This window comes from Sporotomaculum syntrophicum, assembly GCF_009932395.1.
In the GTDB taxonomy this organism is placed as follows: Bacteria; Bacillota; Desulfotomaculia; order Desulfotomaculales; family Desulfallaceae; genus Sporotomaculum; species Sporotomaculum syntrophicum.
Map to the genome: position 1 here is coordinate 52,428 of NZ_LSRS01000008.1, position 23,158 is coordinate 75,585.

General features: G+C 44.3%; 20 protein-coding genes, 1 pseudogene and 1 CRISPR repeat array. Of the genes and pseudogenes, 18 read left to right on the forward strand and 3 right to left on the reverse strand.

Features of this window, described 5'->3' with window-relative positions; all coding sequences use genetic code 11:
• Window positions 1-12: 12 nt before the first annotated feature.
• Window positions 13-270 carry a hypothetical protein gene (locus tag SPSYN_RS13940; RefSeq protein WP_161823105.1) on the reverse strand — a complete coding sequence of 86 codons (258 nt, stop codon included), beginning with the start codon at window positions 268-270 and terminating at the stop codon, window positions 13-15.
• Between the two features lie 368 nt (window positions 271-638).
• On the opposite strand from SPSYN_RS13940, the gene SPSYN_RS13945 reads away from it, so the two are divergent.
• The 18 genes and pseudogenes from SPSYN_RS13945 to SPSYN_RS14030 all read left to right on the forward strand — a co-directional run bounded on the left by SPSYN_RS13945 (window position 639) and on the right by SPSYN_RS14030 (window position 21,381).
• Window positions 639-1,514 carry a DUF2889 domain-containing protein gene (locus SPSYN_RS13945; RefSeq protein WP_161823106.1) on the forward strand — a complete coding sequence of 292 codons (876 nt, stop codon included), beginning with the start codon at window positions 639-641 and terminating at the stop codon, window positions 1,512-1,514.
• Window positions 1,515-1,643: 129 nt separating this feature from the next.
• Complete coding sequence (locus SPSYN_RS13950) at window positions 1,644-2,171, forward strand: CarD family transcriptional regulator (RefSeq protein ID WP_161823107.1); 528 nt, start codon at window positions 1,644-1,646, stop codon at window positions 2,169-2,171.
• The gene (locus SPSYN_RS13955; protein WP_161823108.1) at window positions 2,168-2,335 is read left to right on the forward strand and encodes a hypothetical protein; all 168 of its coding nucleotides are present in this window, start codon (window positions 2,168-2,170) and stop codon (window positions 2,333-2,335) included. Before SPSYN_RS13950 ends, SPSYN_RS13955 begins: the two co-directional genes overlap by 4 nt.
• Before the next feature lie 212 nt (window positions 2,336-2,547).
• Window positions 2,548-3,198, forward strand: a complete 651-nt coding sequence (gene cas6, locus SPSYN_RS13960) for a type I-MYXAN CRISPR-associated protein Cas6/Cmx6 (protein WP_279279306.1) — start codon at window positions 2,548-2,550, stop codon at window positions 3,196-3,198.
• Complete coding sequence (gene cas3 / locus SPSYN_RS13965) at window positions 3,185-5,431, forward strand: CRISPR-associated helicase Cas3' (RefSeq protein ID WP_161823110.1); 2,247 nt, start codon at window positions 3,185-3,187, stop codon at window positions 5,429-5,431. Before cas6 ends, cas3 begins: the two co-directional genes overlap by 14 nt.
• Window positions 5,416-6,981 carry a type I-MYXAN CRISPR-associated Cas8a1/Cmx1 gene (gene cas8a1, locus SPSYN_RS13970; RefSeq protein WP_161823111.1) on the forward strand — a complete coding sequence of 522 codons (1,566 nt, stop codon included), beginning with the start codon at window positions 5,416-5,418 and terminating at the stop codon, window positions 6,979-6,981. Before cas3 ends, cas8a1 begins: the two co-directional genes overlap by 16 nt.
• A 15-nt stretch (window positions 6,982-6,996) precedes the next feature.
• Window positions 6,997-8,040 (forward strand): DevR family CRISPR-associated autoregulator, encoded by a 1,044-nt coding sequence (locus SPSYN_RS13975; protein WP_161823112.1) that lies wholly within the window; start codon window positions 6,997-6,999, stop codon window positions 8,038-8,040.
• Window positions 8,040-8,678 (forward strand): type I-MYXAN CRISPR-associated protein Cas5/Cmx5/DevS, encoded by a 639-nt coding sequence (gene cas5, locus SPSYN_RS13980; protein WP_161823113.1) that lies wholly within the window; start codon window positions 8,040-8,042, stop codon window positions 8,676-8,678. Before SPSYN_RS13975 ends, cas5 begins: the two co-directional genes overlap by 1 nt.
• A complete protein-coding gene (locus SPSYN_RS13985) occupies window positions 8,675-10,327 on the forward strand; it encodes a type I-MYXAN CRISPR-associated endonuclease Cas4/Cas1 (RefSeq protein ID WP_161823114.1) in 1,653 nt (550 codons plus the stop codon). The genes cas5 and SPSYN_RS13985 overlap by 4 nt, the downstream gene beginning before the upstream one ends.
• A gap of 2 nt (window positions 10,328-10,329) precedes the next feature.
• Complete coding sequence (gene cas2 / locus SPSYN_RS13990; protein WP_161823115.1) at window positions 10,330-10,620, forward strand: CRISPR-associated endonuclease Cas2; 291 nt, start codon at window positions 10,330-10,332, stop codon at window positions 10,618-10,620.
• 277 nt (window positions 10,621-10,897) lie between these two features.
• A CRISPR array of direct repeats spans window positions 10,898-13,449; the repeat unit is 36 nt; unit sequence CCGAAATTACCTCTGATGCCGTAAGGCGTTGAGCAC.
• 320 nt (window positions 13,450-13,769) lie between these two features.
• Window positions 13,770-14,003, forward strand: a pseudogene (locus SPSYN_RS16505) (transposase); the annotation flags it as partial.
• A gap of 137 nt (window positions 14,004-14,140) precedes the next feature.
• On the forward strand, window positions 14,141-14,611 hold the full coding sequence (locus SPSYN_RS14000) for a MarR family winged helix-turn-helix transcriptional regulator (RefSeq protein ID WP_202623845.1): 471 nt from the start codon (window positions 14,141-14,143) through the stop codon (window positions 14,609-14,611).
• A gap of 163 nt (window positions 14,612-14,774) precedes the next feature.
• On the forward strand, window positions 14,775-15,896 hold the full coding sequence (locus tag SPSYN_RS14005) for a 4Fe-4S binding protein (RefSeq protein WP_161823116.1): 1,122 nt from the start codon (window positions 14,775-14,777) through the stop codon (window positions 15,894-15,896).
• A gap of 132 nt (window positions 15,897-16,028) precedes the next feature.
• A complete protein-coding gene (gene cbiM / locus SPSYN_RS14010; protein ID WP_161823117.1) occupies window positions 16,029-17,033 on the forward strand; it encodes a cobalt transporter CbiM in 1,005 nt (334 codons plus the stop codon).
• On the forward strand, window positions 17,023-17,838 hold the full coding sequence (locus SPSYN_RS14015) for an energy-coupling factor transporter transmembrane component T (RefSeq protein ID WP_243153065.1): 816 nt from the start codon (window positions 17,023-17,025) through the stop codon (window positions 17,836-17,838). Before cbiM ends, SPSYN_RS14015 begins: the two co-directional genes overlap by 11 nt.
• 4 nt (window positions 17,839-17,842) lie before the next feature.
• A complete protein-coding gene (locus tag SPSYN_RS14020) occupies window positions 17,843-18,628 on the forward strand; it encodes an energy-coupling factor ABC transporter ATP-binding protein (protein WP_161823118.1) in 786 nt (261 codons plus the stop codon).
• Window positions 18,629-18,824: 196 nt separating this feature from the next.
• On the forward strand, window positions 18,825-19,223 hold the full coding sequence (locus tag SPSYN_RS14025) for an ArsR/SmtB family transcription factor (RefSeq protein WP_161823119.1): 399 nt from the start codon (window positions 18,825-18,827) through the stop codon (window positions 19,221-19,223).
• A 91-nt stretch (window positions 19,224-19,314) separates the two neighbouring features.
• Window positions 19,315-21,381: a heavy metal translocating P-type ATPase gene (locus SPSYN_RS14030; protein WP_480936005.1), complete on the forward strand. Its 2,067-nt coding sequence runs from the start codon at window positions 19,315-19,317 to the stop codon at window positions 21,379-21,381.
• A gap of 157 nt (window positions 21,382-21,538) precedes the next feature.
• Here the strand turns inward: SPSYN_RS14030 and SPSYN_RS14035 are convergent, their stop codons facing one another.
• A complete protein-coding gene (locus SPSYN_RS14035) occupies window positions 21,539-22,576 on the reverse strand; it encodes a DUF3231 family protein (RefSeq protein ID WP_243153073.1) in 1,038 nt (345 codons plus the stop codon).
• A 28-nt stretch (window positions 22,577-22,604) separates the two neighbouring features.
• The coding region (locus tag SPSYN_RS14040; protein WP_161823122.1) for an IS1634 family transposase at window positions 22,605-23,158 on the reverse strand (554 nt) is incomplete at its 5' end.

Genomic DNA, 23,158 nt, shown 5'->3' on the forward strand with positions numbered 1-23,158 from the left:
CCTTTATAGATCCTAGTGATTAGCTGTATTAGCGGGGTTTAAGTGGCTTAATAGAATTTGGTAATGCATCTGGTGCATTTGGCCTGCCCGGTCCATGTAATCCCGGATTTCCGGGTCCATGCAGTTCCTGGCACCGTGGTGGAGCATTTTCATGGCGGTGAGCTCCCAGGACAGGGCGTCTTTCAAATAAAGGTGATCCTTGGTGCTATTGACATTGGGCGGCTCAGGCATAATTTGCCCCGGTTGCTGCTGGTAATATGGTGAATTCATGGATAAATCATCTCCTTTAACGAAAGTTATGATTATTTTGCCTGATTACGGCAATAGTATGCGAGGAGTTTTGTATTTGGAGGTTGTGTTGTTCATTATTTACGCCTGGTTAAAACATTAATGTTTCTACTATTAAAGGAATAAAGCTTGTTTAGCTGGACGGGCCGGCTAAAAGAGAAGAACGGTATAAGGAAGAGGAATTTGGTCCGGAATATCAAATATAGAACCAGAACCTGTACATATTTGGTTTTAAACATAGCCTTATCAGATATTTTGAGCCAACCATTAAATCAAACATTAATATTTCCCTACCAACTAATAGAAAAAAGTTCATATTTTAGTATAATGGGCCAAAGGGGTGTAATATTATGATTAATATTTTTCAACGCCACTGGCATTCATCAACGCGCCGAAGCTCGCCCAAGCCAGGTAATGCAGCAGAAGGTTCTGCAGTCATAGAAACTGGACGGCAGTCAAATGGGCAGATTATCGCGGAAACGATTTATTGCGATACCGATTGTGAAGTTGGTGCCCGGTTACGGGTCGATCCAATCAGCTTTAAAATTATAGAAGCCACCTGGGAAACTTATTCGCTGCCTGTGACAATTACCGACGTTTCCGGTCTGCGCGGCGTAGAGGCTTATTTTAACAGCGGGCGGGCCATTAGTGAGGCAGTGGCTCCTCTCGGCCCTATTGCGCACACACTATTTAACGAAACAGTAGGCTGCGTTATTCTGTCGGAACCTTTTATGATTAAAGAACGGGGTTTTGCTTCAGTCGCTGATTACCGCGAATACTGGGATGTGATATACCTAAATGCCTGCCGTTATTACAGCAACCTGGACACGGCTAGTGAACAATGGGATTACTTTAGCTACGCGCGCACCAGTATTTTGTTCAACAAGTTTGCCTCGCAGTCTGTTTTTGCGCGGCCGGGTGGATGTTTCCGCGTAGTTGCCACATATAGCGATTCTTTTCACGAAATCAGCGTTGAGTTTGACATGGAAAGTAACCTGGTAATCACCAGGGGTGCCGGTGGATTACTGCGCGCACCGCATGCTATCTGCCTTGAGGACAATGCTTTTCTGCCTTATCTGCAGCAGCTGGCGGGGTATGACGCTAAAAATCCGGTTAAAAAACAACTTGCCTTAGTCTTAGGTCAGGGTGATGGCTGTGTGCACTTGATTGATACGGTGTATGACGCGCTGGTAGCTGCTAATATGGCTGCCAACCGATCATCATAAAACAGACAGCCTGTAAAAAGAATTCGCACGCTTGCGAGCGCTGGCTGAAGATAACAGGATCTTCCCAAAATATTACCAGGGTGCACGCCCTTGGGCGTAATCCGCAGCCAAACCACGGAGGAAACCCCTATGTACAAGATAAACGATTTGATTGTATATGGAAAAACGGGCGTTTGTAAAATCATGGATATCACGGTCCCGGAAAATATCAGCCTTGACCGGGACCAGCTTTATTACGTCCTGCAACCGCTGTATCAGGACTATCTAATTTATATACCGGTTAATACCAAGATGTTCATGCGCCCCATCATTTCCGCGGAGGAAGCTGAGCATCTGATTGAGATGATTCCCACCATGCAAGCCGAGGCGTATTATAACGATCGTATTCAAGCGTTATCGCAGCACTATGCAGACATTATCGAAGCTTATAATTGCGAGGATCTGATCGAGCTTACTATGTCAATTTATGCAAAAGAGCAGGTCTTCAAGCAGCAAAAGCGCAAATTGGGACAGATCGACCAAAAATTCATGAAGCAAGCGAAGGAATTGCTTTTCGGCGAAATTGCCGTCGCTTTGGATATGCCCAGAGACGAGGTGCAGGAGTATATCGCCTCCAAAATTGCGGTCGGCAATAAAGAGCAGGAGCAGGAGCGATGAATCTTGTGCCAAGACAGGCAAGACAGGCCGGGCAGTATCACCGGACAAGCTTCGAGACATTAATAAAACCACCAGGCAGAGTACTTATGTTGCATCGCTGCCTGGTGGTTTTTTGGTATTACCACAACCGGAGGACTAATGACCAAACCGGCTTCAGCAATTAATGTATTATTACATATATTGTCTAAAAAGATACAAATTAAACCAATTAAGCCAAAATCAAAAGGTAAACCTTTTATTTTGTAGAATTAGCTTAATAAATAAGAAATAAAATATTCAAAAAAATTCTTGGCTTGACAAGAAGCAGTCAAAGCTGTGATTTATACTCTTAAGTATAAGAGGCCAAAAGGAGGGGTGTAGTATTCTTTCGTTAACAATGATTGATGTAATTTTTCCTCTAATGGGAAAACAGCTGCCTGTGGACCATGGCTATTATTTATTTTCTGCAATTTCTAGTGTGTTACCGGATTTGCACAATGATACCACGTTTGGTATTCACCCGGTTAATGGTCAGATCGTGGGAAACCGTATTTTAAATCTGACGGAATTCAGTCGATTGGTCATTAGGACACCAGTAGAACACATAAGGCGGATTCTACCACTGGCCGGAAAAACGTTAAATGTTGGCAACCATCTGATTTATCTGGGAATTCCAAATACTAATGCGATTACTCCATCATCCCAGGTGTATAGCCGCCTTGTGGTAATTAAAGGATTTATGGAACCGGAAACTTTTCTAGCAGCGACTTGCCGCCAATTATCTGACTTAAATATACAGGGTGACGCATCCCTTGTAGAGCAACATCATATTGCCGCTATAAATAACGGTAGATTCAGTGGAACACATTCACCTTATCTGCGGCGTACAATTAATATTCACGGCAAAGAGATTGTGGGCTTTGCCCTGAGGGTAGGGAATTTAACGGACGAAGACTCACTGAGATTGCAGGAACATGGTATAGGTGGACGGCGTAAGTTTGGATGTGGTATTTTTGTACCGGTTAGGAATATAAATGGGAGAACCTAATATTTTACTGGCTAAAAGTACACGGGAACAGGGTAAGCCGGCAATAGAAGAAACACTGAGCGGTCATACGGCGCAGGTTTGTCTGATGGCTGAGTTATTGTCTTTGGAACTACTCCCGTTTATGAATGACATAATTAAAACTGATTCTTTTGATGCTGATAGTTGGTGTCAAAGCATTTGGCTTGGCGCTTGGCTGCACGACTGGGGCAAAGCCAATAACCATTTTCAGAGAATATTCAGTGAACCATCGTTTAAACAAGGTGTACGTCATGAAACACTTAGTCTGGTTCTGGCACTGGAATTCCGCCACTGGCTGGCACCTGTCTTAAAAAAGTTGCCTAAGTGGGCTGAAGTTGCTGCATTTTTAGCCGTCAGCGGTCATCATTTAAAATTCCCTGATCCCATGGAAGAAAGACGTCAGGGTACAAGTGTTACTGTTTACACAGCTCACAAGGATTTTGGCAAGCTATTGCAACTAGGCCATGAAAAATACCAACTACCCAAATTACCCGTATTAAAAAATCTGGAGTACAGCTTGCTCAGTCGCGGTAATCTGAAAAAAATACTTAGTAGCTATCAGCGGGAGTTGTTAATAGAAGATTTCAGCGATGAAGAAAAAACATTAATTGCATCCGTTAAGGCAACTTTAATGGCGGCTGATTTAGCTGGCTCCGCATTGCCGGAAAAGGTGGACAACCCTTATGAATGGCTAAAAAAGCGACTGGGCCAACTTCTTTCAACCGACCAGTTGCAAAAGGTTGTACAGGTCAAGTTAAAAGGAGACCAACCAAGACACTTTCAGGAGCAGGTGGCTCAGGCATCAACCAATACAGTCCTGGTGGAAGCGGGATGTGGCAGTGGCAAAACAGTGGCAGCTTATATGTGGGCGGCAAATCAAGCAGACAGCAAGCGACTTTTCTACTGCTATCCAACTACGGCTACTGCCTCTGAAGGTTTTGCCGGGTATTTATATGAACCTGACTTTGATGCCATTTTGGTGCACAGCCGCTCCCATGTGGACTACAGGTTACTGGATAACATGCCCAAACCAAACAAAGAAGAAATTGAGCTGCGCCTGGCTCGCCTTGAGGCTTTAGAAACTTGGCCAATCCCGGCAGTAGTTTGTACAGCCCATACAGTGCTGGGCTTGTTGGAAAATGTAAGGCGGGGATTACACGCCTGGCCATCGGTGGCCCGTTCAGTGTTCATTTTTGATGAAGTACACGCCTTCAGTGACAGGTTGTTTTCCTATCTATTGCGTTTTCTGCGGTCATTTACTGGGGTACCGATATTATTAATGACCGCCACACTTCCCCCAGCCAGAAAAGAGGCTATTTCGGAGATTTGCAAAGTTCGGGGTGGCCTGGAAATCATAAACGGCCCGGCGGAACGGGAAGATGCGCTGCGTTACCGGATGTTTACAGGCAACTATGACTGCGCCCTTACACAGGTAACCGAAGCACTGAACCGTGGTGAAAAAGTTCTCTGGGTTTGCAATACTGTATCCCGCGCCATGAATGTATATGATGAAGCGAGCAGGCTGGCACTTCCGATAAAGCTTTACCACAGTAGATACCGCTATAAAGATAGGTTGAAGAGGCAGCGAGAACTGATTGATGGTTTTAACCCGATTAAACCTCCAATGCTGGCCATAACTACCCAGGTGGCTGAAATGTCCTTGGATTTGTCTGCCAACTTACTGATCAGTGATTGGGCTCCGATACCAGCTATGATTCAGCGTCTGGGGAGACTGAACAGGTTTGATGAAATCCCTGAGCAATTGAGTAAAGCTATCTTTATTGAACCTGAGAGCCATATACCCTATGCTTGCAATGATAAGAAGGAGGAAGAAACTCTTTGGCAAGGAATACGTGCCTGGCTAAAACAACTATGCGATGGGAAACCGAGATCACAGCGAGATTTAAGCAGAGCATTTATTGAAATTACTGCTTGCGGCCAAAATTTTGTTAGGCCGGCTGAACAGTGTGCCTGGCTGGATGGCTTATGGTATAGTCTGAAAGATCGAAGAGCCATCGAGGAGGCTGGCTACACCATTGAGGTAATTCGCGAGGAAGACATTGATGAAGGATTACCTAGTGAAAATGTCATTCCCATGCCGTTTCCACCAACTGATCAATGGCAAAAATGGCGGCGTGAGGGGCGTTACCCGGTGGTTCCCGGCGGAATGATGGAGTATGATCCTTTTAGGGGGGCAATATGGAAAAGAAGTTAACTATTAAGCTTTTTGACCCCGGTATGAGCCATCTACACCGGGTGGGCCTTGCCGGCCTGTATATGACGTTAAAATATTTTGATGAGCATAAAATAAATATTATCAATGCCGGTTGGGAATTAAATAATGAGCAGGTTACCCTTTATTGGCAGGGCGATGATGAAAAATTTTTTGATAGCCTGTTTAAGGTATCATTTAGCAGTGACAGCCAGGGATTAATTGATTTTGCTGCTCATAGGGGAATGCTTATCGGCGATTTGGAAAAGGTTTTCCTTAATGATGTATTACTGATGACTTATCTGCAGCATCCCAAACAAAATAAGATCCCTAAAGGTTCAAATAGGATTATTAACATTAATTTCAATGATAAATCCGTAATCGTAAACTATAAACCATTTGGAGTAAATTATGCCCATATCGATGCTGCGAAAGATATTACAGATAAACAGCGCCGGCTTAAAGAAAGAATAAATATTAAGGGTTGGCTATACCCGGGCGCTATTAAACGGCATGAAAAAATATCTGCTTCAGAGTTGGAGGAACCCCCAGGGCGTTTTTTATCTCTCATCTATGCACCGACAGCATCTCTTTATTATCGTTTGTCACATAAAAACCGTGATGGAAAATACGACAAGCGTCGAAGTGCAGCCATAATACTACCTCATATTGATAATCTGGCCTCATATGCTCAGTGTTATCGGAGATGTCTCAATACACCGGTAGATAAGTTATATGCCGATGGCCTGGCTGATGCCGGAATGGCCGCCCTTTTAACATTAAGAGCAGGAGAGAAACTAGATACTCTCGGCGTTACAGGCTGCACAATCATAATAATGGGTTCTTTAGCATGGGCCAAGCAGCAAAAAACGCGTTCCTTTGTGGCAAAACTGGAAGGTATTGATGATAACTGTTTGGATTTATTTGAATTGGCCTATAAAATTTTACCCAATAAGATTTTTTTAAAAGTACCGGTTGCTGATGAAAACAGACAGGGGAACACCTATGACGTGGGGACCAGCTTGTCCAGGGGGCTAATTGCGGAGAACCTTGCTTCAGGCAGGGACTGGTTCCGTGGCTTTGTGGAACTAATGAATTCAAAAAAACAAGCCGAGCTGGTTTCATATGAGAAAGGAGGCCTTAACCAAATGGTTAATGAAAATATATGGTCCTTTGAAACAGACAAACAATTTATAGAGGCTTTACACACTGCCATAAAAAACAGATACGGTGCGCTAGCGGCTCGAACCAGATCGGGGGAAAGGATTCCTTTTGACAAGGAGTTTGAGCGTATGCGCACCGGACTGATGCGCAGTAAAAATGCAGCGTCATTAAGGGCTGAACTGGCTGATATCTTTGCCAGGGGCGGAATTAATTTACCGTTGCAAGAAAACTGGCGTGAATTACTACCTCTTTTTACCGGCAAGGATTGGCAGCGGGCTAGGGACCTGGCACTATTAGCGCTGGCATCATATAGCGGTAGTGGTGCTGTGGACGCTATGCCAGTTGTTGTGCCGGATGATGAAGAAAACGAATCCAACGATATAGATTAAAGGGAGAGAAAAAATATGGGTTTATATGTTTATGGTGCAGTGCTTACCCCACATGGTATAGCTGCCAACAACCGCGGCGAAACGGAGGGTAATATTACCACATTACAAAAGATTTTATGGCATAATCAGATTCACACCACTGTGTCTGCAGAGGCCATTCGTTGGGCTATCCGCTATAATTGGCAAAAGGAAGGCACTCCGGTTAACCGGGTATGGGATGAGTTGAAAGAGGACTATACCTGGCGTGATCCTAAATGGCTAGCTTGGAACCCGGATAATCTTAATGCTGAAGCGACCTATATTGATGATGATGTGTTAGGCTTTATGCTGGCTGAGGCCGCCGGCACAGAGGGTAATGACGACCTGGAAAATAAGAAAAAGGAAAAGAAAAAGTTGGATGATAAATTCAAAGAGCTTTCCAAAGAACAACAAAAATCTGAGGAAGGTAAAGAATTAAAGAAAAAATCAAAAGAATTAAATGATTATATAAAAGCCATGTCCAAAGGTACCTGTGATAAGCGCCGCGGAGTGCTTGAAATTGCCCGCGCTATTTCCACCACACCTTTTGCCGGGGATATTACTTTTAATTCTAAAGCTGGCACAAAAGATCGCACTAGCCTTTACGGTACAGAGGTACATGCTACACGTTATCAATACGGATTTGCTTTTACTCCGGAACGGTTGCAGGTAAAAGAGCGTGCTCTAAAGGTTATTGACGCTATTGCCAACCTGGGCGAGGTTGCGGGCAATCACAGCCGTTTTCTCTTTGACTTTTCTCCCGAATCCATTATTCTCCGCCTGACAAGTGATCCAGCACCCCGATTGTTATATTGTTTCGAGGAAAACGAAAACGAAACCATAAGTGTGCCCGAACTAGTGCGCAGGGTTAATGCGGGGGATATTGATGCAAAAGAATTATATATCGGCGGTCCAATTGCAGAAGATAACGATATAAAAGGTCTCAAAGATGCATTTAAGGCCACCGGTATAAAGAAAACCGTTGAGGAATTTAAAAAAATAATAAATAGCCAACTACTCGACGGGGAGGGCAAAGAGTAATGGATGCCATCAGTATGCGGGTTTCTGTGCCGGTATGCAGTTTTCGCATGCCATATGCTCGTGAATACCTGGAAACTGAGCGTATTCCTCCCCCCGCTACTATATATGGATTTATACTATCATTAATTGGTGAGACAGATAGAAACCGGTATATTGGATCCCGGTTGGCCATAGCTGTAACCAGAAAGCCGGATGTTTCAAGAATTTTGCGTACAGTATGGCGAGTTAAAGACAAAAATATCCCACCGGGATTGGGTAATAACCGGCGTCCGGATTATCAAGAGCTGCTCACCGGTTTGGAAATCGCTGTATGGATAGCACGCGGGGCATTAATGGACCAATTAATGTTATTAAATCAGAATCCTGCGTTCATGCATCGTTTTGGCGGTCTATCCCTTGGTGAAAGTCATGATCTGGTAGATGAAGTGGAATTTATGCCGCCCTGGGCAGGTAATGAAATGGGTACCTGGCTAATTAAGGATGCCCGTGGTCATTACCCCTTGCCTGTGTGGGTAGACCATGTGGGTTCCAGAGGCACAAAATGGGAGCAGTTCAGGTTAGAATATCTGCAGTTGCACAATCCATCATTGAATGATCCCTGCTGGATTACCATTGTTCCACCTGTGGAGGATCTATGAGCAATACAATCGGTGAATCACCCATCAGAGTAATGGCCCTCCATGCCTTGGAATACTGCGAACGGCTTTTCTATTTAGAGGAAGTAGAAGAAATCCGCCTGGCTGATGCATCTGTCTATGCCGGGCGGAGCCTGCACCAGGATTTACTGCAGGCGGAAGGAGATTTTGCCGAGTGGACAACTTTTGAACTTTGCAGTGAAACCTTGGGTTTAATAGGAAAAGTAGATAGTTTGCGAAGGCGGGACGGCAGTTTAATACCTTATGAACACAAAAAGGGTAAACCACGACGCGAAGGGAAAAAAGCAGTAGCCTGGCCATCAGATATTTTACAAGTATCTGCCTACGGGATGCTTATTGAGGAAGAAACAGGCCAACAAATACGCGAATTACGCATCCGTTACCACGCTGAAAATATTACAATTCGTACACCTTTGGATGATAAAGCCAAACAGAATGTAATAAATGCGGTTACCCGGGCCCGAGAGTTACGCAATTCTACCACCAGGCCACCTATAACTGAAAATGATCGACTGTGTATTCGCTGTTCACTGGCACCGGTGTGCCTGCCGGAAGAAGACCGTTTAGCAAATAACCCTGAATGGGAGCCAATCAGGTTGTTTCCCGCTAACCGAGAAGCTAAGACCATACATGTAGTTGAACAAAATGCCCGTATTTCTAGAGCAGGGGATACCTTAAAAATAAAAGTTGGAGATGATATACATCGAGTTATTCCTATACATGAGGTTGGTGCCCTAGTTTTACACGGTTATCCACAGGTTACTACTCAGGCTCTACATCTTTGTGCTCGAAACGGAATTCCGGTTCATTATATATCCTGGGGTGAGTATTATGTAGCCGGTTTATCACCCGGTACTGGACCTGTACAGAGAAGATTGAGGCAATATCAGGCTTTATCTAACCCGGGAATTTGCTTGCGTTTAGGAAGAAAATTGACCTTGGCAAAAATAGAAAGCCAGTTGCGCTATCTACTGCGGGCCACCAGGGGGAAAAATCGTGATATTGCAGGCATAAATGAAGTTGCTAAAATTATGCGTTTTTCCTTAAAACAAATATCGCGAGCAGAAGGAATAGATTCATTGAGAGGATACGAGGGAATGGCAGGACAAGCCTATTTTTCTGTAATCCCATCATTACTTAAAGTGGATTTACCGGAAACACTAAAGTTTTTGGGTCGTAACCGTCGTCCGCCCCGGGACCGTTTTAACGCTTTGCTGAGTTATGGTTATGCCTTGCTTTACCAAGCTGTTATGCAGGCAGTATTGGCGGTTGGCCTGGAGCCTGCACTTGGCTTTTTTCATACGCCGCGTTCGTCAGCATATCCACTGGTAATGGACTTGATGGAACTATTTCGGGTACCTCTTTGGGATATGGTATTAATAGGTTCGGTTAATCGTATGCAGTGGAATCCTGATGATGATTTTGATATTGCCGGGGGGCGTGTTTGGTTATCCGCCACTGGACGCAAAAAGGCTATTACATTGTTCGAGAAGAGGTTGGAGGAAACCTGGAAACACCCTGTTGTGGGGTATTCACTCTCTTATGCACGCCTTATTGAATTGGAAGTTCGCCTTTTGGAAAAGGAATGGACAGGGCAGTCCGGATTGTTTGCTAAAATGAGGTTAAGGTAATTATGGGACAAAATAAATTATGGCATCTTGTTGCTTATGATATTAGAGATCCTAATCGTTTAAGGCGTGTTGCCAAGCATCTTAAAGGGTATGGTGAGAGAATACAGTTTAGTGTTTTCCGTTGTCGTCTGAGCAATCGAGAAGTAGAACGTTTACGGTGGGAATTATCAAAGTATATGACTTCTGAAGATGATCTTATTATTATTGGATTATGTTCCTCCTGTGTCAGTCGACTTCGAAAAAGTACGGGTGATGGCTGGCCGGATGAGCCTCCCAGCTTTGAAATTATTTAATTGTATGGATTTTCAAGCATCTGACCTTGTTCTGGAATTTTCGTAATGGATTATGCTGAAGTTATTGAACTGTCTAATAAAATTAACATTTATTGCATTGTGAGATGCCTGAAAACTGGTTAGTTTAATTTATTCAGTGATTATTTAATATTTTGGAGAGTTACAAATTAGAATTTATCAAATATGGATTATCGGTATGCTGATAAATATATCTATTATCATACCTTGAAAAAGTGACTTGGTAAGCCTTTACGCAGTAAGCACTAAGTGTTACGCTCCGAAATTACCTCTGATGCCGTAAGGCGTTGAGCACATATTCCTGTGTCAAATCCTACACCCCCAACGCCCCCGAAATTACCTCTGATGCCGTAAGGCGTTGAGCACCCGCAAACATTTGACCGATATTATTTAGGTGTTGACTACCGAAATTACCTCTGATGCCGTAAGGCGTTGAGCACAAGAATATGAAGCGGCCAGGGAATCAACCATGAACCGAAATTACCTCTGATGCCGTAAGGCGTTGAGCACTTCGACTGCAGGCGCCCCAAGTTGCACACCTTTGGCCGAAATTACCTCTGATGCCGTAAGGCGTTGAGCACCGCAAAGCTAAAAAATAAATATCGTCGTACTCACCCGAAATTACCTCTGATGCCGTAAGGCGTTGAGCACTACTACGAGTACGTGAAGTTTGTATAAAAGAAGAATACCGAAATTACCTCTGATGCCGTAAGGCGTTGAGCACTATCACAAGGTGGATTTATCCGTTTAGATAGGCTTCCGAAATTACCTCTGATGCCGTAAGGCGTTGAGCACAAGAGGATTTTACGATAGATAGCCAGTTAAACTTACCGAAATTACCTCTGATGCCGTAAGGCGTTGAGCACGACAGGCTGCACGTCAGTCAGAGCGCTTATTATGAACCGAAATTACCTCTGATGCCGTAAGGCGTTGAGCACAGCAGGGAGCAGATAATAGCCCTTATTTACCACGACCGAAATTACCTCTGATGCCGTAAGGCGTTGAGCACTGGAAGCCGGAATCATTCCGGTGGAGCTTAAAAACCCCGAAATTACCTCTGATGCCGTAAGGCGTTGAGCACCTATAATGATATTAACAACAAGGGGACAGCACACACCGAAATTACCTCTGATGCCGTAAGGCGTTGAGCACTTTAGGGCAGAATAAAGCAGAGGTGCTTGCGTTAAAATGCCCGAAATTACCTCTGATGCCGTAAGGCGTTGAGCACCGCAAGTCGTTGAACGGCTGCAGCAAAAATATACAACCGAAATTACCTCTGATGCCGTAAGGCGTTGAGCACTTCTCTTAATTCTTCTTTAGAGATATATTTACCAACCGAAATTACCTCTGATGCCGTAAGGCGTTGAGCACAATCTGGTAGGTAAGGGCTTGCTTAATACTCAGGCCGAAATTACCTCTGATGCCGTAAGGCGTTGAGCACTAAGTTTCCTATTTAAATACTTTGCTTCTTGTTTACCGAAATTACCTCTGATGCCGTAAGGCGTTGAGCACAAGACCAAGCAGAAAAATTCTTTGTGTCTATGAATCCGAAATTACCTCTGATGCCGTAAGGCGTTGAGCACATTTTAAATCTGGTACTGGTGGTTCTGGTGGTACCCGAAATTACCTCTGATGCCGTAAGGCGTTGAGCACTTTCAAGTAATTTGATAGCATATGCACCAAATTCTTCAGCCGAAATTACCTCTGATGCCGTAAGGCGTTGAGCACTTACTGAGGTAAATTCTGTTTGCAAGATGCTTTCAAGACCGAAATTACCTCTGATGCCGTAAGGCGTTGAGCACAATGTAGAGATAATGCAAGGAAATTAAATATAAAACCGAAATTACCTCTGATGCCGTAAGGCGTTGAGCACTATAAAAATTTTTTTACCTCTTTTGGGTTCAATCCGAAATTACCTCTGATGCCGTAAGGCGTTGAGCACGTCCAGAAGATAAAGAAGTAGACCATATTAATGGTCCGAAATTACCTCTGATGCCGTAAGGCGTTGAGCACAAGCTATTAGTTCAGAAATTTAAATAAATTTAATTAAACCGAAATTACCTCTGATGCCGTAAGGCGTTGAGCACGATACGTTTGAGAAATATTTATATTTAAAAGATGTCCGAAATTACCTCTGATGCCGTAAGGCGTTGAGCACGAAGTGCTAGGGGTTATGATAAAGGCGTTATTAACCGAAATTACCTCTGATGCCGTAAGGCGTTGAGCACGGCAATATCCTGTTGCAGGTTGGATTTTTTACGTTTCCGAAATTACCTCTGATGCCGTAAGGCGTTGAGCACATCGTTACTTTGTAATGATTTGCGAGGCCGATACAGCCGAAATTACCTCTGATGCCGTAAGGCGTTGAGCACTTATTGATTTCGTTAAAAACGCGCCGGAGGATTCGGTGACCGAAATTACCTCTGATGCCGTAAGGCGTTGAGCACTGGATATCTCCCTGTGCGCCGATTACCAGGCTCTAAACCGAAATTACCTCTGATGCCGTAAGGCGTTGAGCACATTACAAGGCTGGTTAATGAAACGGCTGAAAAGGAAAACCGAAATTACCTCTGATGCCGTAAGGCGTTGAGCACATGATGATGCAGGGTTTGATTTGCGGGCGAATATCCGAAATTACCTCTGATGCCGTAAGGCGTTGAGCACGACAAAATGAGGCGGCAATTCATGGAGAAGCCACTTGACCGAAATTACCTCTGATGCCGTAAGGCGTTGAGCACAAAGGCAAGTTTGCCGAGGGCCAAGAGACTACCGCAACCGAAATTACCTCTGATGCCATAAGGCGTTGAGCACCCCCCTTGATTGTTTCCTCCGGTGTCTCAAAGGCACCGAAATTACCTTTGATTGTTGATGCGAACCTATAGCTAACATTGCTTTCCAAGGGGGTTCGCATGGTCTAAAATATCTGGATTTTTTTGTTTAATGTTGTAGTGTCCAGGTGAAGAATGATTTCTAAATGGTGGTTCGCGAAACAAGGCTTTAGAATTCTTGCTAGCAAAGGTTTTTCACTTTGACAGTCGCACCCCGCGCGGGTGCGTGGCTTGAAACCATATGACCAAGTTATACTGGAGAATAACAAGGAGTCGCACCCCGCGCGGGTGCGTGGCTTGAAACCCCAGAAATATCGGCAGAAGCTTAGATCTTCAAATGGCTTGTAACGACTTAACGAAGAGATTCGACGCAAGGATCGTGTTATTCGTATTTATCCAGATGAGGCATCTTTTATCAGGCTTATCGGCTCACTGCTTATTGAACAGGATGAACGTTGATCTAGCGGACGCAAGTATTTTGATATGCAAACATACTATGATGCTTTGGCCACAGAAGCTGCTACGCTCGCTGCTTGATTGCATATTGACCGAGGAACGAATTCACACACTATATTGGACTTAATGGAAGAACCCCTTTGCAGTGCCTACTCTTGACATATATCAATGTGTGTATATACTTATATTAAAGACATTAATAACGAGGTGGCGTTGCTTTGGGGTTCAGCAATTTAGATCAAGAAGACTTAAAAGAATTATCAAGGAGAACTGGACAGGCATGTGTGGGTTTCAACCTGCGCAAAGCATCCCGTCTCTTAATGCGGCTCTACGACGAGGCGTTTGAACCACTTGGCCTGAAAGGAACCCAGTTTTCCCTGCTGATGGCGGTGGTAGGCAATAATGGTGCCGCAATTGGTGAACTAGCCCAACCGCTGGGTATGGAACGTTCTACTTTGAGCCGGAATATCACAGTCTTGCAAAAAAAAGGGCTAGTCACTGTAGAAGAAGGAGAAGACCGGCGACAGCAAAGAATAAGCATAACTGATAGCGGGGTCTCTGTTTTGCAGAAAGCGCAGCCCCTGTGGCAGGGGGTACAAGAAAGATTAGCCTGTGAACTGGGAGAAGAAAGGATAAAAAATCTCTTAGAAGACCTGAAGAGTTTATCACAGTTGTTTAAGGGAAAATGATGCCGGTAAAAAATTTTGATCGAATGTATGTATATACATATATTTGGGGGAAGAAGATGATGATAACAAATAACTAACTATTTAAGTTCAAACTCACTGAGGAAGATTTATTGTGCTGGTACGGTGAATGATGTTGTGACAAATTATTTAGGAGGGGACATGCATGGGACATTTAGGAGTAGACAAGAAAGAAGTGGTTTACAGAGCATTGGCCGAGCGTTTGAATAGTAATCCGGTGGGAGCACCCGTTAACGAGGTGTTGATGAAAATACTCCACCGGCTATATACTGAGAGCGAGGCTATGGTAGGTAGTAAATTCCCGATGGTGCCCATGAAGCTGGACAAGATTGCCGGCATCACTGGCCTGGAAGAAAAGGAATTGCTGCCCATACTGGAAAATATGGCTCCCAAAGGGCTGGTGTTGGAGCTCCCTTTGCAGGACGGTACTTATTATATGCTGGCCCCGATGATGATAGGCTTTTTTGAATTTACCTTCATGCGGGTGCGAGAAGAAATAGACATGAAGGAACTGGCCGAACTATTTACCTTATATATTGAAACGCCCGGGGTATATGAAGAGTTCTTTGGTGGCAATACCAAATTAATAAGGTCGCTGGTATATGAAAGCGTGATTCCGGCTATGGTGGACACAGAGGTTTTAGACTACGAGCGGGCCTCCCAGATCATCCGCAATTCGGGTGGCGGCGCGCTGTCCATGTGCGCGTGCCGTCACAGGGCCAGCCACCTGGGTAAGTCCTGCGAAGCCGGCGGTCCCATAGAGGATGTGTGCACTACCCTGGGCAACTCTGCGAAATGGATGGTGAGCCGGGGTATGGCCAGGCCGGCCACAGTTGACGAGTTGCTGCGGGTTTTGGACCAAACGACCAAACTGGGGCTAGTTCATATTGTTGATAACATACTTACCCAGCCGACTGTTATCTGCCATTGCTGCGGCTGCTGCTGCGTAGCTCTGCATTCTTCCATCGGAAAAGAAGAACTGCCTGCTCAACCCAGTAATTTTATGCCATCTTTTGATCGGGATAGTTGCGTTGGGTGCGGTACTTGTGCCGATAGTTGCCAGATTAAAATCATTACTATGTGTGATGATGGTAGCGGTGTTGAGGTGCCTGAATTTATTAAGGAAAAATGCCTAGGCTGTGGTGTTTGTGCTGCTTCCTGTCCCAGCGGTGCAATAACCATGTCCCGCAGACCGGAAATCTATGTTCCGCCTGAAAATAAAACAGAACTATTGGCCCGCATTGCTAGGGAAAGAGGTAAGATGTAGGGAATATTTATAATTTATGCCGGCATCTTGGTGCATGCCGGCTATTTTTCTTTAGTGTTGGAAGAAAAAGGCATGAATTCTGTGATAAAATTATTGAGGCTAGTGCAGACGTTTTTAAAGGGGTGGTTTTATATGCATATTCCAGACAATTATTTAAGTCCATCAACTTGTGCGGTGCTGGCAACGGCGATGATTCCAGTATGGACTACTGCAATTAAAAAGGTTAAAGAAGAAATTACCAGTAGTAAAATGCCTTTATTGGGAATTGGGGCAGCTTTTACCTTTCTGATTATGATGTTTAATGTGCCCCTGCCGGGAGGTACTACCGGCCACGCTGTCGGAGGAACTTTGCTGGCCATCCTTTTAGGACCTTGGGCAGCTTGTATTTCGCTTACGGTTGCTTTGCTGATTCAGGCCTTGCTTTTTGGGGATGGCGGGATCCTGGCTTTTGGGGCCAACTGTTTTAACCTGGCCTTTGTTTTGCCTTTTACCGGCTATTTTATTTATCAGTTCATCAAAGAAAGGGTAACCTCCGAAAGAGGTGAATATATAGGGATGGCTTTAGGTTCCTATCTGGGCATCAATGTGTCGGCGTTATGTGCAGCGATTGAATTTGGGCTGCAACCATTACTTTTTAAGAGTGCCGCCGGATTGCCGCTATACTCACCTTACCCGCTTGCCATCTCCATTCCGAGTATGGTTATCCCTCATATTTTGGTCGCCGGTTTCGTCGAAGTGGTATTTACCGTGGCTATTGTTGTTTTTATTAAAAAGGCTTCCCCGGGAGCCATATATGCAGGTCCGAAACACAAAATCAAGCCGGTTTACGGTTTGTTGGCAGCGTTAATTTGTTTGAGTCCCCTGGGATTGCTGGCTTCCGGAACAGCCTGGGGTGAATGGAGCGTAGAGGAAATAAAGGATGTGGTTTCCGGCGGCCAGGCTTTAGGTTATGTGCCACCGGGTATGGAGCAGGGTTTTAGTTTTGCAGCCGTCCTGCCGGACTATACATTCCATGGCCTGCCTGACGTGGCCGCCTATATTTTGTCGGCAGTGGCCGGGGTGGCCGTATTGCTGATCATATTTAAAATTCTCGGCCTTAGCAAAAACAAAACTGGAGCATATCCGGATGAACGTTGAGAGGAAAATAATGCCTGCATGGCTGTTGCAAGATGAAAATTACCTGCCCCAATCGGATATAGATACTTATATTAATAAAAGTATCCTTTCTTTACTGAACATATTAGCTAAAATACGTCGGCAGGATGGCCATAAACCCTGCCAATTTTATGGTCACCCAGCACTGAAAATAGCGGTTACTTTGTTATTGATTACTTTGCTATCTTTGTCCAAAAGCTTCGCGTTTGTGATCATTATCAACGTCTGCCTGCTGGCAGTGCTGAGTCTGCTGGAAGCAGAGGTAATCATAAAAATTCTTAAGCTGAGTTTGGCGGCGTCAATTTTTACATTTATTATCCTGATTCCGGCGCTGCTGCTGGGTAATTACTATACCAGTATCATGCTGTCCTCAAAGGTACTGGCCACGGTAATGGCGGTGAATATACTTTCCCACTCCACCAAATGGAGTGACTTGACAAGTGCCTTGAAAACATTTCGTGTGCCGGATATTTTTATTCTAGTCCTGGATATCACCATCAAATATATTGTGTTACTGGGCGAATTCTCCCTGAATATGTTATATGCTCTTAAACTGCGGTCCGTTGGTCTGAATAAAAACAAATATCATTCAATTTCCGGAATTGCCGGAACAATGTTCATCAAATCCAAGGAAATGGCTGAGGAAATGTATGCGGCTATGGAATGCCGGGGATTTACCGGCGAATATAAGGTGCATAGGAAATTTAAATTTACAGTTGCCGATGTTTTGCTGCTCATGATTACCTTGGGGTTTGTTTATATCTTTGTATATTTGGGAAGGGCTTAACGAGATGATTGATCTCAAGGATGTCTCCTACGCGTATAACAATGTCCAAGCCCTGAGCAAAATTAACTTGCAGATCGCCAGAGGAGATGCAGTCGCTTTTTTGGGCGCTAATGGTTGTGGTAAGACAACTTTGCTGAAACTGATCAACGGCATTATTTTACCTGCTAGCGGTGTTTACAGGTTTGATGGTGAAGAAATAACCGCTAAGAAACTGCAAAACCCCAAATTTGCTAAAGTATTTCACCAGAGAATCGGCTTTGTTTTTCAAAATCCAGATACCCAGCTTTTTTGCGCCGATGTTTATGAAGAAATTGCCTTTGGCCCAAGGCAGATGGGTCTGTCTGAAACGGAAGTAGAGCAACGGGTGGCGGACTGTTTGCAAATCTTAAATATAGAAGCGTTAAAAGATCGGCAGCCCTATCACTTAAGTGGAGGCGAAAAAAAGAAAGTTGCCCTTGCTTGCGTGCTGGCTTTAAATCCGGAAGTTTTAGTGTTGGATGAACCAACCAATGGACTTGACCCAAGAACGCAAAGGTGGCTTGTTGAACTGCTGATTAATTTAAACAAGGCAGGCAAAACATTGATTTCATCTACCCACAATCTGGAACTGGTGCAAGAAATATCTGAAAGGGCGATTTTGTTTGACGAGGCTCATCAAATCGTAGCGGATTTGCCCACCCGAAAATTAATGGAAGAAATTGATTTGCTAAAAAGGGTAAATCTTGTTGATCAATATTATCACAGGCATGAAGGTAATCAGCATAGCCATTTTCATATGCACAATTTTTAAATTTTGCAAGTGAAACACGTGATTGAAACACCTCATCCCGTTTAGCGCCATGGTATTTTAAGGTAGCCAAATTCAAATAAAATGATCCGCAGCTGCAATAATTATGTTATTATTCATATAGAGGCTTGTCCAATTGGTTAGTTGTCTATTAACACTCAAACATTTATTTAAATATACTAATAAGGATGGGGATGGCATGAGCTACCTGGCTGAAGATACGAAAAAAGCTACCTGTGAAGTATTTTGCTTTGATGAGGAAAAGGTTAACCGAATTAAGCAGGAAGTGGTGGCCACCGAGGGACTGGGGCAAATATTTAAAGCCCTGGGTGACGATAACAGGTTAAAGATCATCTATGCCCTTTCCCGGGAGGAGTTGTGCGTGTGTGATGTGTCTCAGATTATTGAGGGTACTGTGGCAACTGCCTCGCACCACCTGCGGCTGCTCAAAAATATGGGCCTGGCCAAGAGCAGGAAACAGGGCAAGATGGTTTTTTATTCTTTACGCGATGATTGTGTCCAAAGCATCATTGAAACCGCCCTGCGGCATTATCAAGGTGAGCATGAGCAGCCAAATGAAGGTTTGAATAGAGGTTAAGGTAAGCAAATGATTTCCCTTAAGAAAGGGGTGAAAGACAATGTCTGAGCAGCCGGTTGTAAAAACCTACCGTGTCGAGGGCTTCTCTTGAGTGAGCTGTGCCAAGAAGTTCGAAACGAACGTTAAACACCTGGAGGGTGTTTCCGATGCAATCGTTAACTTTGGCGCGGCCAAACTGACGGTTTATGGCAATACCACCATTGAAGCCATCGAAAAAGCCGGTGCTTTTGAAAATCTAAAGGTGCGGGATGAGGATGAACTCCCGGCCGCCCGGGAACCTTTCTGGCAGCAGCGAGAGAACTATAAAGTTTATCTAGCGGCTGTTTTACTGGTGGTCGGCTGGCTTTTGACGCTGTACTACGGAGCCGGGCATATGATTCCCACCGCTGTCTATGCCGCTGCCATCCTGGTGGGGGGCTATGCGCTTTTCATCCAGGGTTTGAAGAATTTAAGCAGCCTGACTTTTGATATGAGAACACTTATGACTGTGGCTATTATAGGCGCTGCCATCATAGGTGAATGGGGCGAAGCCGCCACGGTGGTCATTTTATTTGCCATCAGTGAAGCCCTGGAGCGTTATTCCATGGATAAAGCCCGGCAGTCCATCTCCTCTTTAATGGATATTGCTCCCCGGGAAGCGCTGATCCGCCTGGGCAGGATAGAAATGATGGTGGATGTTAAGGAAATTCAGGTGGGCGATATTATGATTGTCAAGCCCGGGCAGAAAATAGCCATGGATGGCCGGGTCACCGGGGGCGTCTCCACGGTAAACCAGGCGGCCATTACCGGAGAAAGCATACCGGTCAGCAAAAATATTGGTGATGAGGTTTTTGCCGGCACGTTAAATGAAGAGGGTCTACTGGAGGTAGAAGTAACCAAAAGGGTGGAAGATACTACTCTGGCGAAAATTATTCATTTAGTTGAAGAAGCACAGGCCGAAAGAGCGCCTGCCCAGGTATTTGTGGATAAATTTGCCCAATACTATACGCCGGCGGTGATTCTCTTGGCGTTGTTAATTGCCACCGTGCCCCCCTTGATCTGGGGCGGGGATTGGGGCACCTGGATTTACCAGGGGCTGGCTGTTTTAGTGGTCGGCTGTCCCTGTGCCCTGGTAATTTCTACGCCGGTGGCCCTGGTTACTGCCGTTGGCAATGCCGCCAGGCATGGGGTGTTAATCAAAGGTGGTGCCTATTTAGAAGCAGCCGGAGCCCTGAAGGTGATCGCCTTCGATAAAACCGGGACCTTAACCAAGGGTGAGCCGGAGGTAACCGATGTTGTGGCTTACGGCGGCAATAAAAATAAATTGCTCGCCATTGCTGCGGCCCTGGAAAAAGGGTCCCAGCACCCCCTGGCCTCGGCACTGCTGAGAAAGGCAGAGGAGCTGGGCTTGAAATTTAATGACCTGGCGGTGGAGGAATTCCAAGCCATTACGGGCAAAGGGGTCAAGGGCAAAGTTGATAATCAACTGTACTATATCGGCAACCCCAAGCTTTGGGTGGATTTGCAGCCGGCTTTAGCCGGGAACATCAAAGAGCAAATTTACCGGATGCAGGCAGCAGGCAAAACCGTCTTGGTAATGGGCACGGAGCATGAAATCCTGTTAGTAATTGCTGTGGCAGATGAAATAAGGGCTTCCTCCAGAAGAGTGATCCGCAGACTGTATCAATTGGGCATCGAAAGAACGGTGCTGCTCACCGGCGATAACCGGCACACTGCCGAGGTGATCGGGAAGCAGCTGGGATTATCAGTTATTAAGGCGGATTTGCTGCCGGAGGATAAGTTAAATTACATTAAACAGCTACGCGTCAAAGGGCAAAGCGTAGCTATGGTGGGTGACGGCGTGAACGATGCGCCGGCGCTGGCCGCTGCCACCGTGGGTGTGGCCATGGGTGGCGCCGGCACGGATACCGCCCTGGAAACGGCGGATATTGTATTAATGTCCGATGACTTAAGCAAATTGCCCTATACCATTAAATTAAGCCGGAAGGCTTTAACCATCATTAAGCATAACATTACCTTCTCATTAATGATTAAAGCTCTGGCCCTGCTATTGGTGGTTCCCGGCTGGTTAACCCTGTGGATCGCCATCTTTGCCGATATGGGGGCCTCGTTAATAGTCACTTTAAACAGTTTGCGGTTATTAAAGGTAAAGGAATAAAACTATCCGCTGCTGCGGTGGACACACTATTTTCACGTCGAGAGACCTCCCCGGAGGTCTCTCGACGTGTCTTTAACCTTTCCCTTAAACGTTTCATTGTTGTCAGCGGGATGGGGATTTATGTTATGGTTGACGTAACGTATAAATTAATGCGTAACTATTGGCTACTAAACATATAAACGGGAGGAACAAAAACCCAACCCCTTAGTTTGCCGAATTTATACATTTTACCAACCAGATCTATCTCGTCCAAGGTTAAATTGATAAAATAATTTCTAATGGAATCATTAACAATAACATCTTGTATAGCCATTCCGTGAAGAGTTATTATATTCCACATGCCCATTAAGATCGTATTAAAAATATACCTATCTTCCATTAATTCTGTAGTCTCGGGAGTGGGGACAATATTTGTGTATGGTTCAGGCAATGTAACTCCGTAATAAAGGAGTTTATTCTCTAAATCGGTTGCTTCTTTTTTTAATATATTTGTGCCTGTATCTAATAACAATTTAAGTTCAGTATCTGCAGTATAGCTGGATAAAAGCTGTGTCTGCCGTATGTTATTGTATCTTTGCATTAAATGTTCCCAAATAAGATAGATATCTGCAGCTCCAATTTTGTCTTTAACATATGTTTGGGTATAAGGGTATTGAGGTGGGGTTTCTATCCATTTTTTAGCCTTCAAATATTTAATAAATGCGTCATATCTCTTTAAGGAATCTTTTGTAAGTCCTATGATAAAAGACCGGAGAGAGTCATTTATATACGGTTCTGCAATGGTTTGCAGTAACAGATTAATTTTCAATCTCATTAATGTAAAAATAAGTTTTGCCGTTTCTTTGTCTCTGTTTATCTCTGAATTACCTGCAACATTTTGGCTTCTTACGTTGGGGGTAGGACCAAGTATAGATAGCTTATTTAAAATACCTTCAATTTCTCTAGCTTCCTTCTCATAATCTTCAACCAGTTTATGTAAATATAATATAAAATCCTTATCATGGACAAAGCTTTTAGCATTGTTAATTTGGTCAATAACTGTGTAAGTATCGCTTAACATTCTCCAGAAAACGTGAGCTTCTCTAGTGCTTATTTTAGATTGTTTATTTTCAACGGTATTTCTTTGCCTGGTAAGACTCAAGTTTGACAGCACTATCCAAAGGAATTCAGTAATATCAACGGTTTCCGGGCACACCAAATAGACGTACCACTACAATATTCCTTTATATGGTAGATTTGTATCCTAGTATCCTTTTTGGCGGTCTGGCACCAACAGCCTTAAAAATATCAAAGATATTGCCCTTTAACTCTGTGCGCAAAATAAACTCTTCCTGACCGATGGTAAATTTAACAGCATGTAATTTCCTTAGGTCAAGCATTAAATCTTTATATCTATGCTTGCTGTCTTTAAGTAGTTTGGCCAGCATAACCTGTAAAACAAAAGCTAAGAAGCAGATAAAAATATGTCCGCGTACACGTTCTTCTTTCCAGTGATAAATCGGCCTTAAATCCAGGCTGCTTTTCATCGTCCGAAAGATTCTTTCCACTTGCCAGAGCCCCTTATAAGCAAGGGCTACTTCCGCAGGTGGTAGATCACAATTGGTGCGCAACAGGTATTTACCATCATATATGGCTTCTTGTTTAATGACATCTTCATTTATCGTGACAGCTTCCTTATCTATCTTAAGATATCTTTGGTAACCCCGGTTACCCACAATGGTTTTAGGGCCAGATGTTTTTAAAGTTTTTCTGAGTTTTTCAAGGATGGCTTCTCTGA

What these genes read in the sequence shown, in the direction of transcription:
- SPSYN_RS13985 (WP_161823114.1), top strand. Translation starts at nt 8,675, where the DNA reads ATGAGCAATACAATCGGTGAATCACCCATCAGAGTAATGGCCCTCCAT.
- cbiM (WP_161823117.1), top strand. Translation starts at nt 16,029, where the DNA reads ATGCATATTCCAGACAATTATTTAAGTCCATCAACTTGTGCGGTGCTG.
- cas3 (WP_161823110.1), top strand. Translation starts at nt 3,185, where the DNA reads ATGGGAGAACCTAATATTTTACTGGCTAAAAGTACACGGGAACAGGGT.
- SPSYN_RS14020 (WP_161823118.1), top strand. Translation starts at nt 17,843, where the DNA reads ATGATTGATCTCAAGGATGTCTCCTACGCGTATAACAATGTCCAAGCC.
- SPSYN_RS13940 (WP_161823105.1), bottom strand. Translation starts at nt 270, where the DNA reads ATGAATTCACCATATTACCAGCAGCAACCGGGGCAAATTATGCCTGAG.
- cas5 (WP_161823113.1), top strand. Translation starts at nt 8,040, where the DNA reads ATGGATGCCATCAGTATGCGGGTTTCTGTGCCGGTATGCAGTTTTCGC.
- SPSYN_RS13975 (WP_161823112.1), top strand. Translation starts at nt 6,997, where the DNA reads ATGGGTTTATATGTTTATGGTGCAGTGCTTACCCCACATGGTATAGCT.
- SPSYN_RS14005 (WP_161823116.1), top strand. Translation starts at nt 14,775, where the DNA reads ATGGGACATTTAGGAGTAGACAAGAAAGAAGTGGTTTACAGAGCATTG.
- cas8a1 (WP_161823111.1), top strand. Translation starts at nt 5,416, where the DNA reads ATGGAAAAGAAGTTAACTATTAAGCTTTTTGACCCCGGTATGAGCCAT.
- cas2 (WP_161823115.1), top strand. Translation starts at nt 10,330, where the DNA reads ATGGGACAAAATAAATTATGGCATCTTGTTGCTTATGATATTAGAGAT.
- SPSYN_RS13945 (WP_161823106.1), top strand. Translation starts at nt 639, where the DNA reads ATGATTAATATTTTTCAACGCCACTGGCATTCATCAACGCGCCGAAGC.
- SPSYN_RS13950 (WP_161823107.1), top strand. Translation starts at nt 1,644, where the DNA reads ATGTACAAGATAAACGATTTGATTGTATATGGAAAAACGGGCGTTTGT.
- cas6 (WP_279279306.1), top strand. Translation starts at nt 2,548, where the DNA reads ATGATTGATGTAATTTTTCCTCTAATGGGAAAACAGCTGCCTGTGGAC.
- SPSYN_RS14025 (WP_161823119.1), top strand. Translation starts at nt 18,825, where the DNA reads ATGAGCTACCTGGCTGAAGATACGAAAAAAGCTACCTGTGAAGTATTT.
- SPSYN_RS13955 (WP_161823108.1), top strand. Translation starts at nt 2,168, where the DNA reads ATGAATCTTGTGCCAAGACAGGCAAGACAGGCCGGGCAGTATCACCGG.
- SPSYN_RS14015 (WP_243153065.1), top strand. Translation starts at nt 17,023, where the DNA reads ATGAACGTTGAGAGGAAAATAATGCCTGCATGGCTGTTGCAAGATGAA.